Raw genomic sequence first — 12,008 nt, 5'->3', positions numbered from 1 at the left:
CATGGTCGCGGAAGATGGCGCCCGCTTCGGTCAGCGCAGCGCCGCGCGTCGATCGCGCGAGCAATTGGACGCCCAGCTCCGCCTCGAGCCGCGATAGCCGCCGACTGACGATCGATTTGGAAACGCCGAGCCGGCGCGCGGCGGGCGACACGCCCCCGGCGTCGGCCACTTCCACAAAGGTACGCAGGTCGTCGATGTCCAATAGCCGTTCCTTATTCCGCGACGCTGTGTGGCAGATGGCGACACTACCGCATCGACTTCGGGAACGGCAATACCCCTGTGCAGACCATGTCGCCGAGCGCGCGGGCCTGCCGGCACAATGCCTTACTCTATCGACAGCAAGGGATAATCATGACTTTTCGCAACGGCCTCGCGTCGCTCCTTCGCCCCGAGGATTCGGTCCTCGTCCTGATCGATCACCAGCCCTATCAGCTGGCAAACCTGAACAGCCACGATCCGCACGCCGTGGTCAATAATTCGGCCGCGCTCGCGAAAACCGCGAAGGCGTTCGGCGTCCCCACCATCCTGACCAGCGTGATCGCCGATCGCGGCGGCCTTATCTTTCCCCAGATCACCGATCTGTTCCCCGGCCAAGAGGTGATCGACCGCACCTTCATCAACACGTGGGAAGACCGGAAAGTCGTCGACGCGGTGAAGGCGACGGGCCGCAAGCAGCTGATCATCGCGGGCCTTTGGACCGAAATCTGCGTCGCGATGCCGGTTATCCAGGCGCTCGGCGAAGGCTGGGACGTCACGGTCATCACCGATGCGTCGGGCGGTACATCGGTCGAGGCGCATGAGGTTGCGATCCAGCGCATGATCGCGGCGGGCGCGAACATGATGACGTGGCTTGCCCTCGCGGCGGAATGGCAACGCGATTGGGCGCGCACCGAACATGCCGCCGAACTGACCGACGTCCTCATCCAGCACGCCGCGGGCAGCGGCATCGCCTATCTGTGGGAACAGCAGCTGCTCAACACACCTGTGCCCGGCGCGGCCGACTGATCCGTTGGTGCCGGGATCCGCCGATCCCGGCACCCTCTCGCGCGCCGTCGCCTTCAATCGCCCTTCACCGCCGCATGGTTGGCGGCGCCGAACATATTCGACCATTGCTTGTCGTCGAGCGTCTGGTGGCGGCCGACATATTTCGCCGGCGGCTTCAGGTCCGCACGCGCCATCGCGCGCGCGACCGCCGGGCGCTCACCGATCCGCTCGAACCACCCCCGCATCGCAGGCCATTCGTCGAGCCCCATTCCCATGACGAAAGCCGATGCGCGGCCCGGCCAGATCGCGATATCGGCGATGCTATATTCGTCGCCGGCGACATAGGCGCTTTTCTCCAGCCGCTTTTCGAGCACGGTGAGCAGGCGCTGCAATTCCTTCGTATAGCGTTCGACCGCATAATCCTGCCCCGACGGGGCGTAGCGGAGGAAGTGGCTGGCCTGCCCGCCCATCGGACCGAGTCCCGCGACCTGCCAGGTCAGCCACGATAGCACCGCCGCCCGCGCGGCACCCGACCCAGGCAGGAAACACCCGCTTTTTTCCGCCAGATATTGCAGGATTGCCCCCGATTCAAACACCGTTACCGGCATACCACCGCCGACGGGGTTCTGATCGACGATCGCGGGCAGCTTGTGGTTCGGATTGATGCGTCCGAACGCCGCGGTGAGCTGGTCGCCGTTGAAAATATCATAAGATATGACGCGATAGGGCTCACCGATCTCTTCCAGCATGATCGCGATCTTCTGTCCGTTCGGGGTCGCCGAATAGTGCAGTTCGATCATCACAACACCTCGTGGATCACATGGCGCACCCCGAAATCGGTGCGTTCGCCCACGCCCACCGCGAGTATGCCGTTGAGCCAGCCATATTTCGCGCTCGCCGTTTCAAACACCGGCGCGATTCGCAGATAATAGCGCGACGGATCGGCGTCGGGCGCCGCGGGATCGGCAAAGGTCGCGCGCACATCGTCGGGAATGATATTGCGGCCGGTGTAGCTGAGATAGATGAGGTCGCCGTCGTCGGTCTGCCACACCGCACGGGCATCGAACGTGCCGACCGAAGCATCGCGGCCGAGCCGTCCGCTACGCGACCAATTTCCGCCTCCCGGTAACACTATACCGTTGATTCTAGGTCCGAAAAATCGACCCCCGCTGATATAGCCGAGGCGCTGGTCGCCGAACGGCGACGCGCCGATCCCGATGATCCCGCCGCCAACCTCGAATTCGACGGTGCACAGATGACGCGTCGCGAGCGGCGCCGGTGCCGCCTGCCCATTTTCTTCGTTCATGATGCGAATCCTCTTCCAGCCTATGGACAAGCATAAAACCATTAGTATACTAAGGGTCAATCAGATTGACGGATCGGATGACATTCCGGGACCGCGACACAAGCTCTATGGGAGGGTGAAGATGAAGGCGCATAACCAGTTCCTGCTGTCCGGCGTGGCGGCGATCGCGATGCTGGCCACGATCGCTCCGGCGATGGCCCAGACGGCACCCGCCGACACGGCCGACGTCGACGACAGCAACACCAACGAAATCATCGTGACCGCGCAAAAGCGCGAACAGAGCCTTCAGGACGTGCCGATTTCGATGGAAGTCGTCAGCGGCGCCAAGCTCGCCGAATTCAACACCAGCGATATCAAGGCGGTGATGAACTACACGCCCAATGTCTTTGTCCAGTCGACCGCGGGCAACGATGTTATCTACATCCGCGGCTTCGGCTCGCCGCCGGCCAACTTTGCGTTCGACCAGTCGGTTTCGCTTTATGTCGACGGCATCTACGCCGGGCGCAATCGTCAGGCGCAGGCACCCTTCTTCGATCTGGCGCGCGTCGAAGTGCTGCGCGGTCCGCAGGGCGCGCTGTTCGGCAAGAATACCGCGGCGGGCGCCGTCAGCGTTGTGTCGGCCGGCCCGACCCGGGATTTCGAGGGCGCGATCACCGGCCTTTATAATTTCGATCATAAGGGCACCGATTTCTCCGGCTATCTGTCGGGGCCGATCACGGACACATTGGGGGCACGTTTTGCGTACAAGATCGTCAATCAGGACGGTTATATCTACAATCGCGCGACCGACCACGACGATCCCGAAATCAAATCGCAACTGCTGCGCCTGACCCTGAAATGGGAGCCGTCGGATAATTTCGACTACACCGCCAAGGTCGAATATGGAAAACGGACGGTTATCGGTGGCATCACCGTGTCGAGCCCGCTGACCAGCGGACAAGACCCGCAAACGACACGTTATCTTGAACGGTCGGCCCTCGGTGACGAAGGCAACAAGAATAAGTCGGTGATGGTGTCGGGCGTCGGCAACCTCGCGCTCGGCGATTTTACGCTGACGTCGGTCACCGGCTACAGCTGGTTCAAGTCAAAGATCGTCAACGGGTTCGACCAGACGATCCCGAACAGCGGCGGCGCATTTGTGCCGAATTCGGTCTATAATGCCTTCCCCGAACGCTTCGATCAGTTTTCGCAGGAAATCCGCATCCTCTCGCCGACGGGCAAGACCCTCGAATTCATCGCCGGCGCCTATTACGACAAGTCCGATTATACGCTGGAGCAATATCAGGGCTTCAACATTGCGGCGCTCAATTATTTCGGCCGCATCGACAGCCTGTTCCGGCAAAAGGCCGAATCCTGGTCGGCCTTCGGCCAGGCGACCGTCAACATCAGCGACGCCTTCCGCGCCATCGGCAGCCTGCGTTACAGCCATACCAAGAAGGACGGCGATTTCGCGTCGCGTCTCGTCTACGGCCCCTTCGCGCTGCGTCCGATCTCGAGTGCGACGGGATCGATCAGCGAAGGCAATGTCGACCCGTCGGTCACGCTGCAATATGATATCGCGCCGCGCATCATGGTCTATGCGACCTGGGGCCGTGGGTCGAAATCGGGTGGGTTCGTGTCGAACACGCTTGGCACCGTCGACAGCACCTTCACCTTTGAACCCGAACGGTCGGAAAATTTCGAGGCGGGCATCAAATCGACGCTGTTCGACGGCAAGGTGGTTGCCAACGTCTCCGCCTATCATACGAAGTTCAAGGATCTTCAGGTCTCGGTCTACCGGCCCGAAACGTCGAGCTATCTGACCGGCAATGCTGCCAGCGCGACGTCGAAGGGGATCGAAGGGTCGCTCAGCATCTTCCCGACCCCCAATTTCGACATCAGCGCGTCGGGCGCCTATTCGGACATCAAATATAATGATTATCCGGGCGCCGCGTGCCTTGCCGTCCAGGTTACCGACGGGACGTGCAACCCGGCCGACCCGGCGAGCATCGCTAACAACAATCTCGCCGGCTTCCCCGTCGCCTATTCGTCGAAATGGACCGGCAGCGTGACAGCGCACGCCCGCTTCGACATGTCGGACGATTTGAAACTCGACGTCACCGGCGTGGCATCGGGACGGTCCAAATATTTCAACTCGGACAACCAGAGCCCCGTCTTCGGGGTGCAGGACGGCTATGTGAAGCTCGACCTTCGCGTCCAGCTTGCCGACCAGGACAATCGCTGGCACGTCGCGCTGGTCGGCAAGAATCTGACCAACCAGAAAACGATCGGCAGTGCATTCAACCTGCCGTCGCCGATCACGGCCACGCCGCGCGCGATCCTGTATCTGGAACCCACCCGCAACATTTCGGTCGAGGCCGGGATCAAGTTTTAGGCCCGATTTTTCGATGTCCCAGGGATCGGCCGCGATTGACGCTTTGCTCGACAGCCAAGCGGCAGTCGCGGTCGTGACCTGTGTGAAAAGGCGACCCGCGACATGATCGACGTCTATTTCACGCCCACACCAAATGGTCACAAAGTGTCGATCATGCTGGAGGAAGTGGGGCTGCCGCATCAGTTGCTGGCAATGAATATGCTGGAGGGGGACCATCTGACCCCCGAATATCGACGCATCAACCCCAACGGCCGCCTGCCCGCGATCGTCGACCATGACCCGCTCGGCGGCGGCGCACCGCTGCCGGTGTTCGAGAGCGGAGCGATCCTGCTCTATCTCACGGAAAAGAGCGGCCAGTTGCTGCCCGACGATCCGCGGCGCCGTGCCCAGGCGCAGCAATGGCTGATGTGGCAGATGGCAAGCTTTGGGCCGATGCAGGGACAGGCGCATCACTTCATTCGCTACGCGCCCGAGGGGCAGGCCTATCCGGTCGAACGCTATCGCAACGAAACCCTGCGCCTGCTCCATGTCCTCAACGGCCGTCTTGGCGAAGCCGATTATCTGGCCGAGGAATATTCGATCGCCGACATCGCATGCTGGCCCTGGACGCGCGCCATCCGTGCGATTGGCCTGACGCTCGACGAATATCCCGCGGTCTCCGATTGGTTTGCGCGGATCGGCGAGCGACCTGCGGTCATCGCCGGAACCGACGTCAAGAATGCCGCGAATCTGTCGAGCGCCCGCCCGGTGCTGACCGAGGAGCAATGGTCCAATCTGTTCGGCAAGAATATGCTGGAAGCACCGACGCGTTAGCCTCTTCTCCCCTCCCGCAAGCGGGTGGGGACTAGATCGTATCGGCGTGCCCCCACTGATATTCGACTTTGCCGCCCAATCGTCGCACCGCGAGCCAGTCGCCGCCAGCCAGCCCGTCGTCCTCGATCAGCGTCGCAACGCCCTCTGCAATATCTTCGGGCCGGCACGCCTCGTTGTTCGCGAGAACCGCCTTCATCCAATCCGACTTGCCACCCGCCCCCGTCGTGTCGAGGATCGGGGTGTCGACCAGACCCGGCAGCATCCCCGCGACACGAACATTATATTCGTCCTTCAGCGGCGCGCAGCAACGGGTGAACATCATCACCGCCGCCTTGGTCGTCGCATACATCGCGTCATAGAATCCGGTGCCCAGCGCGACCGTCGATACCGTGTTGACAATCACCCCGCCGCCGCGCCGCTTCATCGCCTGCACCGCGATCTGCGTCGCGGTGACGAGCGAGGTGATGTTGACATCAATGATCCAGCGCAGGCGCGCCGCGTCGACGTCGGGAAATTGCGGCAGGCCTGACACGACCCCGGCATTATTGTGCAGGATGTCGACGTCGCCATGCGCCCGGAACCAGGCCTCGGTCGCCGGAATGTCCGATAGGTCCAGCCGATACGTTTCGGCCCGCGCGCCGTGCGCTTCGACCAGTCGAGCCGTTTCTGCCATCGCCGTTTCGTTGACGTCGACCAGCGCAACCCCCGCCGCGCCGCGGGCCGCCAGCATCACCGCGCTTGCGCGGCCGATACCACCCGCTGCCCCGGTAACGATCGCCGTTTTCGCCTGGATATCCATCTCTTCTCTCCCCTCGGCTTTATCGTTACCGTAAAGCACATTGACAGATAAACTTAAATACCTAAGTATTTTTTGACGAGAAGACTCGCGTGTTTTTGGGGAGAGTTATGACAGAGGCCACCACCCTCCATGCCGGTGCAGGGGCGCCCGACGGCGGCCTCGCGCTGCGGCGCAATGTTGCGCTTGTCATGCTGTTCATTGTCGGCACGATCAATTTCGTCGACCGCCAGCTCCTGTCGGTGCTGGTCGAACCGATCCGCGCCGAGATGGATTTCAGCGACACGCAATTCGGCCTGCTCACCGGCCTTGCCTTCGCGCTCTTCTATGCGGCGATGGGGGTGCCGGTCGCGATGATCGCCGACCGCTGGAACCGCGTGAAGCTGATCGGCATCGCCTGCGTCGTGTGGAGCGGGTTCACCGCCGCGTGCGGCATGGCGTCGAATTTCTGGCAACTCGCGCTGATGCGCTTTGGCGTCGGCGCGGGCGAAGCGGGCGGCACGGCGCCGTCGCTGTCGGTCATCGCCGATTATTATCCTCCCGCACGGCGCCCCCTGGCGATTGGCCTGTTCACGCTTAACGGTCCGTTCGGCGTGTTCGTCGGCGCCACCTTCGGGGCCTGGGCGGCCGCCGACATCGGCTGGCGCAACGCCTTTATCGTGATCGGTATCGTCGGCATCGTCATCGCTCCCCTGCTGATCTGGTTGGTGCGCGAGCCTGCGCGCGGCCAAATGGATACGCACAGGCCCGCCGACGAAGCCCTGCCTTTTTCACAGAGCCTGGCGATGTTCTGGCGCCGCCCGTCGCTCCGCATGGTGATGATCGGCAGCGGGCTTGCCGCCTTTACCAGCTATGGGATGCTCAACTGGATTCCCGCCTTTCTGATGCGCACCCAGAACATGCCGCTGGACGCGATGGCGACATGGTTCGGCCCGGCCGCCGGTATCACCTTCGGCATCGGCATCCTCGGCGGCGGATGGCTCGTCAGCCACCGCGCCAAGACGTCGGCGCGCGCTTACGGCACAATCCCCGCGCTGGCGACCGCGGTGCTGATCCCGACCTTTGTCGCAGCATTGCTTGTCGATACCTGGCAGCTTTCACTTGCGCTGATGCTGGTCCCGATGGCGGCCTGCACCGCCTATGTCGCGCCCGCCCTCGCTCTCGTGCAGAACCTGACCCCGCCGCGCAGCCGCGCGACCGCGGCGGCCGTGCTGATGCTGATGTTCAACATTGTCGGCCTCGGCCTCGGCCCCCTGTTCGCGGGGATCGTCAGCGACGCCCTGAAAGCCGCGCACGGGGTCGACAGCCTGCGCTGGGCGCTGATGGCGCTGATGCCCTTCGCCGCCGCTGCCGGGATCGCGCAATATAGGATGACGCGATATCTCGAAAAGGATTTCGCCGAATGACCGATGTCGCGGGCAAAACGGCTTTCATTACCGGCGGTGCGAGCGGGCTCGGGTTCGCCACCGCAAGGGCGCTCACGGCCAAGGGCGCCTCGGTCATCCTTGCCGATATCGACGCGGCGGGCGCCGAAAATGCTGCGGCCATGCTGCGCAGCGAGGGCGCCAATGCGCTCGGCCTCCAGCTCGACGTGACCAGCGAGGATAGTTGGGCCGAAGCAGGCGCGAAGGCGCGCGATTTCGGTCCGGTCCGCATCCTGTTCAGCAACGCCGGCGTCGGCGGCGGATCAGGCCCGTTCGAGCAATATGACACCGACGTCTGGCGCTGGAACTACGCCGTCAACGCGCACGCGCATCTTTATGCCTGCCGCACCTTCCTTGGCGATATGAAGGCATCGGGCGAACCGGGCCATCTCGTCATCACATCGTCGATGGTCGCCATCGTGCCGCCGCCGATCTCCGTCGCCTATATCAGCTCGAAATATGCGACGCTGGGTATCGCGATGGCGCTGCGCAACGAACTCGCCGAAAGCTGTGTCGACATCTCGGTGCTGATGCCCGGCATGTCGGCGACCCGGATCGTCGAAACGACGCGCGACCTGCGCCCGGTCGAGGTGGAGGTCGGCAAGGCCGCCGCAACGAGCGAGGCGATGCAGGGCGTGCTCGCGGGCGGCATGGACCCTGCGAAGGTCGGCGCGCGTGTCGTGCAGGCGATCGAGGCGGGCGAATATTGGATATTCACCCACCCCGAATGGAAGGCGATGGCCGAACTGGTGACGCAGGACATGCTGGCAGCCTTCGGCCCGTCGGCCGATCCGGCGTACCGGGGCGACGATATCGACGGGCTGATCGCCGCCAACGGCGGCCGCATGTTCGGCGTGAAAGCATAGGAGTGAGACATGGCCGAAGAGAATGATATTCGCGAAATGGCACAGCGATTTTTCGACGCGATCGAGGCGGGCGACATCGAAACGATGCAAGGCAGCTTCACGCCTGACGCCGAAATCTGGCACAACACCGACGAACTGATCGTCAGCCCGGCGCAAACCGCGCAGACGCTGACCGGCATGGTCGCGCGGATCAAGAACCGCGAATATGCCGACCGCCGATTAACGGCTTTCCCCGGCGGCTTCGTGCAACAGCATGTCTTGAAGGGCCGCCGCGTCCACGACGACGGCGAAGTCCGCCTGCCCTGCGCGATCATCTGCAAGGTCGAGAACGGCAAGATCACGCGCCTCGACGAATATTTCGACAGCGCACACGTCGCCGAATTCCGTAAATTTGCGAACGCCTGAGGAGAAGTCCATGCCCGTCCTGCGCCAGGTCCCCCGGTCCGAAGTGACCGACGAAACCGTGCTCGCTTATTACAACCGCCTGTTCGGCGATCGCGATCCGGTCGCCGAGCCCGGCACGGCGACGGGCACGCCCGGCGACTGGTGGACGGTGTTCGCGCTGTCGCCCGACATATTTGAACATGCGGTCAAGGGCTTCGCCGTCTATCGCAACCCGGCGCGCACGATCGATCCGGTGCTGCGCGAACTCGGCCAGACGCGCGCGGGCTGGGTGAAGGGCAGCCAGTTCGTTTTCTCGCAGCATTGCAAATCGCTTCGCGGCCTGGGTGTCAGCGAGGAGAAGATCGCTGCCATCGCCCACTGGCAGGTCGCCGATTGCTATGACGAAAAGGAACGCACCGTCCTGGCCTATGCCGATTGCCTTGCGCAGGCCGGTGGACGTGTGCCGCTGGAGGTGTTCGACAAGCTCAAGACCTTCTGGAATGACGAGCAGATTTTCGAGTTCACCTACATCACCTGTCTTTACGACATGCACGCGGTCATCACCCGCGCGCTTCGTATGGAATATGACGCCCGTGAGGACCCGATCGTCGAGGTGGCGGCGCCCGAAGGCTTCAGCGCCGCCGACTTCCTCAGTGCGCCGCGCTCCACGCAAGAGTAAGTCGGGCGGGTGAGCGATTTCGGCGCGCCTGAAGTGATTGCGACGGGCCTTCGCTTCCCGGAAGGCCCGGTGCCGATGGCCGACGGGTCGGTGCTGCTTGTCGAAATCGCGCGCGGAACGCTGACGCGCGTCGCGCCCGACGGCAGTCTGTCGGTCGTCGCCGAACTCGGCGGCGGCCCGAACGGGCTCGCGATCGGTCCCGACGGCGCCGCCTATGTCTGCAACAATGGCGGGTTTGCGTGGACCGAAGCGGACGGCCTGCTGTTTCCCGGACACGCCGCGCATGCGGACCCATGCGGATCGATCCAGCGCGTCGACCTGACCACCGGCGCGGTGACGACGCTTTACGACAGTGTCGAGGGCGAGCGGCTGAAAGGCCCGAACGACATCGTGTTCGATGCCTTGGGCGGTTTCTGGTTCACCGATCACGGGCAGGTGCGCGACACTGGCCGCGACCATGGGGCGATCTACCACGCCGCCGCCGACGGATCGCGGATCACCCGCCAGCGTGCCGACATGATGGGGCCGAACGGCGTGGGCCTCTCGCCCGACGGCAAGACGCTCTATGTCAGCGAGACAATGACCGCGCGAGTATGGGCGATGGAGATAGTCGCGCCCGGTGAACTGGCGCCCCCGCCTCCGTGGGCGCCCGGCCGCTTCGTCGGCACGCCCCCGGTCTTTCGCCTGCTGGACAGCATGGCGATCGAAGACAGCGGGCGCATCTGCGTCGGCACGATGGTCGAAGGTGGAATAACGATCTTCGACCCCGACGGCGGCGGGTCGGCGTTCCTGCCGCTCCCCGATGTCGGGATCACCAACATCGCCTTCGGCGGTGCGGATCGACGTGACGCCTATATCACCGCATCGACCACGGGGACACTCTATCGTGTCCGCTGGCCGCGCCCCGGCTTAACCGTCAACTAAGTTGACGGTTAAGCCGCAAGATGATAATGAGATGGGGAGAGGACAGGATGAAATTTTATAACAGCGTCGGCCCCAACCCTCGCGTCGTGAAACTGTTCATGGCCGAAAAGGGTATCGAGATCCCCGAGGTCACCGTCGACCTGCGCGGAGGAGAAAACCGGCGGGCGCCCTATAATGTCGACGTGAACCCCGCCGGGCAGACCCCGGCACTGCAACTCGACGACGGCGCCACGCTTTGCGAGGTCACTGCCATCTGCGAATATCTCGAAGAGCGTTTTCCCGAACCCGCACTGATCGGCCGCACCGCCGAAGAACGCGCGCGCACGCGCATGTGGACACGCCGCGTCGACCTGAAGATTTGCGAACCGTTGACCAACGGCTTCCGCTTTGCCGAAGGCCTGCCCCTGTTCGAGCCGCGGCTGCGCTGCCTTCCCGAAGCGGCGCCGGGGCTGAAAGCGACCGCGCAGGACGGAATCAAATGGCTCGACGGACAGATCGCGGGACGCGCTTTCATCGCGAGCGACACGCTGAGCCTCGCCGACGTCATGCTCTTCGCATTCCTCGATTTCGGCGCATCGGTCGGCCAGCCGATCGACCCCGCCGCAACCCATATATCGCGCTGGTACGATCGGATGAAAAGCCGCGCCAGCGCGGTGGCGAACTGAAAATCTAAGGAGACGGATGATGGCTACACCGAATAGCGAATTCGAGTTTTGCGGGGTCAATCACCTCGCGCTCGTGTGCAAGGACATGGCAAAGACGGTCGAATTTTATCGCGACACGCTGGGCATGCCGCTGACCAAGACGATCGACCTGCCGGGCGGGCGCGGCCAGCATTTCTTCTTTGACATCGGCAATGGCGACAGTCTCGCCTTTTTCTGGTTCCCCGATGCGCCCGAGGCCGTCCCCGGCATCTCGGCCCCTGCCGCGCTGCCGACACGGGGCAGCTTCGTATCGGCGCACGGGTCGATGAACCATATCGCGATCAACGTCCGCGCCGACAAGTTCGATGATTATTACCAGCGACTGATCGACAAAGGCATAGAAGTGACCCCGGTGCTCAACCACGACGACAGCCCGATGCAGGCGTCGGCTGAACTGCACCCCGGCGTCTTCGTCCGCTCGGTCTATTTCTTCGACCCCGACGGCGTCTGCCTGGAATTTGCGGCATGGACCAAGGAATTTGACGAACGCGACGTCGCACACGATCCGGTGCAGGCCGATGGCACGAAACGCGAAGGCTTCATCACCGGCCGCAACCCGGTGCCTGCCGAATAAATTCCCCCACAATCCACTGGGAACTCCTCCTGGACCCGGCCTTTGGCCGGGTTCTTTTTTGCGGGGATGGGGACGGCCGGAAGCGACCGGTTGTGGACATAAGATCCTCCCCATCGACTTGCGATGGGGAGGTGGCAGCGCGCAGCGCTGACGGAGGGGCTATTGGCGCGACGTTGCGGC

Annotated in this window: 14 protein-coding genes; 10 read left to right on the top strand and 4 right to left on the bottom strand. The window is 63.2% G+C overall.

The genetic code is table 11. The features are described from left to right. A partial coding sequence (locus A3E77_RS18980) for a LysR family transcriptional regulator (RefSeq protein ID WP_293649111.1) occupies positions 1-202 on the bottom strand: 202 nt, incomplete at its 3' end. 149 nt (positions 203-351) lie between these two features. Here A3E77_RS18980 and A3E77_RS18975 point away from each other — a divergent pair. Continuing rightward, on the top strand, positions 352-1,005 hold the full coding sequence (locus tag A3E77_RS18975) for a hydrolase (protein WP_293649108.1): 654 nt from the start codon (positions 352-354) through the stop codon (positions 1,003-1,005). Between the two features lie 53 nt (positions 1,006-1,058). Here A3E77_RS18975 and A3E77_RS18970 read toward each other — a convergent pair whose 3' ends face one another. After that, entirely contained in the window at positions 1,059-1,784 is a 726-nt protein-coding gene (locus tag A3E77_RS18970) for a glutathione binding-like protein (protein ID WP_293649105.1), read from the bottom strand. Further along, entirely contained in the window at positions 1,784-2,290 is a 507-nt protein-coding gene (locus A3E77_RS18965; protein WP_293649102.1) for a DUF3237 domain-containing protein, read from the bottom strand. The genes A3E77_RS18970 and A3E77_RS18965 overlap by 1 nt, the downstream gene beginning before the upstream one ends. Positions 2,291-2,411: 121 nt before the next feature. Here A3E77_RS18965 and A3E77_RS18960 point away from each other — a divergent pair, with 121 nt between their 5' ends. Both A3E77_RS18960 and A3E77_RS18955 read left to right on the top strand, forming a co-directional pair. After that, positions 2,412-4,664 (top strand): TonB-dependent receptor, encoded by a 2,253-nt coding sequence (locus A3E77_RS18960; RefSeq protein WP_293649099.1) that lies wholly within the window; start codon positions 2,412-2,414, stop codon positions 4,662-4,664. 102 nt (positions 4,665-4,766) lie between these two features. Beyond that, positions 4,767-5,477, top strand: a complete 711-nt coding sequence (locus A3E77_RS18955) for a glutathione S-transferase N-terminal domain-containing protein (RefSeq protein WP_293649096.1) — start codon at positions 4,767-4,769, stop codon at positions 5,475-5,477. Between the two features lie 31 nt (positions 5,478-5,508). On the opposite strand, the gene A3E77_RS18950 is transcribed toward A3E77_RS18955, so the two are convergent. Beyond that, on the bottom strand, positions 5,509-6,276 hold the full coding sequence (locus A3E77_RS18950; protein WP_293649093.1) for an SDR family NAD(P)-dependent oxidoreductase: 768 nt from the start codon (positions 6,274-6,276) through the stop codon (positions 5,509-5,511). A 107-nt stretch (positions 6,277-6,383) separates the two neighbouring features. Between A3E77_RS18950 and A3E77_RS18945 the strand changes: the two genes are divergently transcribed. From A3E77_RS18945 to A3E77_RS18915, 7 genes are read left to right on the top strand one after another with little or no spacing between them, the layout of a single operon-like run. After that, entirely contained in the window at positions 6,384-7,679 is a 1,296-nt protein-coding gene (locus tag A3E77_RS18945; RefSeq protein ID WP_293649090.1) for a spinster family MFS transporter, read from the top strand. Beyond that, positions 7,676-8,563, top strand: coding sequence for an SDR family NAD(P)-dependent oxidoreductase (locus A3E77_RS18940; RefSeq protein WP_293649087.1), 888 nt, complete (start codon positions 7,676-7,678; stop codon positions 8,561-8,563). Before A3E77_RS18945 ends, A3E77_RS18940 begins: the two co-directional genes overlap by 4 nt. Before the next feature lie 9 nt (positions 8,564-8,572). Beyond that, positions 8,573-8,968, top strand: coding sequence for a nuclear transport factor 2 family protein (locus A3E77_RS18935; protein WP_293649084.1), 396 nt, complete (start codon positions 8,573-8,575; stop codon positions 8,966-8,968). 10 nt (positions 8,969-8,978) lie between these two features. Continuing rightward, the gene (locus tag A3E77_RS18930; RefSeq protein ID WP_293649081.1) at positions 8,979-9,626 is read left to right on the top strand and encodes a carboxymuconolactone decarboxylase family protein; all 648 of its coding nucleotides are present in this window, start codon (positions 8,979-8,981) and stop codon (positions 9,624-9,626) included. A gap of 9 nt (positions 9,627-9,635) precedes the next feature. After that, the gene (locus A3E77_RS18925; protein ID WP_293649078.1) at positions 9,636-10,550 is read left to right on the top strand and encodes an SMP-30/gluconolactonase/LRE family protein; all 915 of its coding nucleotides are present in this window, start codon (positions 9,636-9,638) and stop codon (positions 10,548-10,550) included. 47 nt (positions 10,551-10,597) lie between these two features. Then, complete coding sequence (locus tag A3E77_RS18920; RefSeq protein ID WP_293649075.1) at positions 10,598-11,215, top strand: glutathione S-transferase family protein; 618 nt, start codon at positions 10,598-10,600, stop codon at positions 11,213-11,215. A gap of 19 nt (positions 11,216-11,234) precedes the next feature. Then, positions 11,235-11,828 (top strand): VOC family protein, encoded by a 594-nt coding sequence (locus A3E77_RS18915; RefSeq protein WP_293649072.1) that lies wholly within the window; start codon positions 11,235-11,237, stop codon positions 11,826-11,828. Positions 11,829-12,008 lie beyond the last annotated feature (180 nt).

This window comes from Sphingopyxis sp. RIFCSPHIGHO2_12_FULL_65_19, assembly GCF_001830555.1.
Taxonomy (GTDB): Bacteria; Pseudomonadota; Alphaproteobacteria; order Sphingomonadales; family Sphingomonadaceae; genus Sphingopyxis.
The sequence above is the reverse complement of the archived record's forward strand: the minus strand, read 5'-3'. Positions and strand labels throughout refer to the sequence as shown.

Bases quoted from the DNA above. Each gene is read 5' to 3' on its own strand.
- A3E77_RS18975 (WP_293649108.1), top strand. From the start codon at position 352: ATGACTTTTCGCAACGGCCTCGCGTCGCTCCTTCGCCCCGAGGATTCG.
- A3E77_RS18970 (WP_293649105.1), bottom strand. From the start codon at position 1,784: ATGATCGAACTGCACTATTCGGCGACCCCGAACGGACAGAAGATCGCG.
- A3E77_RS18965 (WP_293649102.1), bottom strand. From the start codon at position 2,290: ATGAACGAAGAAAATGGGCAGGCGGCACCGGCGCCGCTCGCGACGCGT.
- A3E77_RS18960 (WP_293649099.1), top strand. From the start codon at position 2,412: ATGAAGGCGCATAACCAGTTCCTGCTGTCCGGCGTGGCGGCGATCGCG.
- A3E77_RS18955 (WP_293649096.1), top strand. From the start codon at position 4,767: ATGATCGACGTCTATTTCACGCCCACACCAAATGGTCACAAAGTGTCG.
- A3E77_RS18950 (WP_293649093.1), bottom strand. From the start codon at position 6,276: ATGGATATCCAGGCGAAAACGGCGATCGTTACCGGGGCAGCGGGTGGT.
- A3E77_RS18945 (WP_293649090.1), top strand. From the start codon at position 6,384: ATGACAGAGGCCACCACCCTCCATGCCGGTGCAGGGGCGCCCGACGGC.
- A3E77_RS18940 (WP_293649087.1), top strand. From the start codon at position 7,676: ATGACCGATGTCGCGGGCAAAACGGCTTTCATTACCGGCGGTGCGAGC.
- A3E77_RS18935 (WP_293649084.1), top strand. From the start codon at position 8,573: ATGGCCGAAGAGAATGATATTCGCGAAATGGCACAGCGATTTTTCGAC.
- A3E77_RS18930 (WP_293649081.1), top strand. From the start codon at position 8,979: ATGCCCGTCCTGCGCCAGGTCCCCCGGTCCGAAGTGACCGACGAAACC.
- A3E77_RS18920 (WP_293649075.1), top strand. From the start codon at position 10,598: ATGAAATTTTATAACAGCGTCGGCCCCAACCCTCGCGTCGTGAAACTG.
- A3E77_RS18915 (WP_293649072.1), top strand. From the start codon at position 11,235: ATGGCTACACCGAATAGCGAATTCGAGTTTTGCGGGGTCAATCACCTC.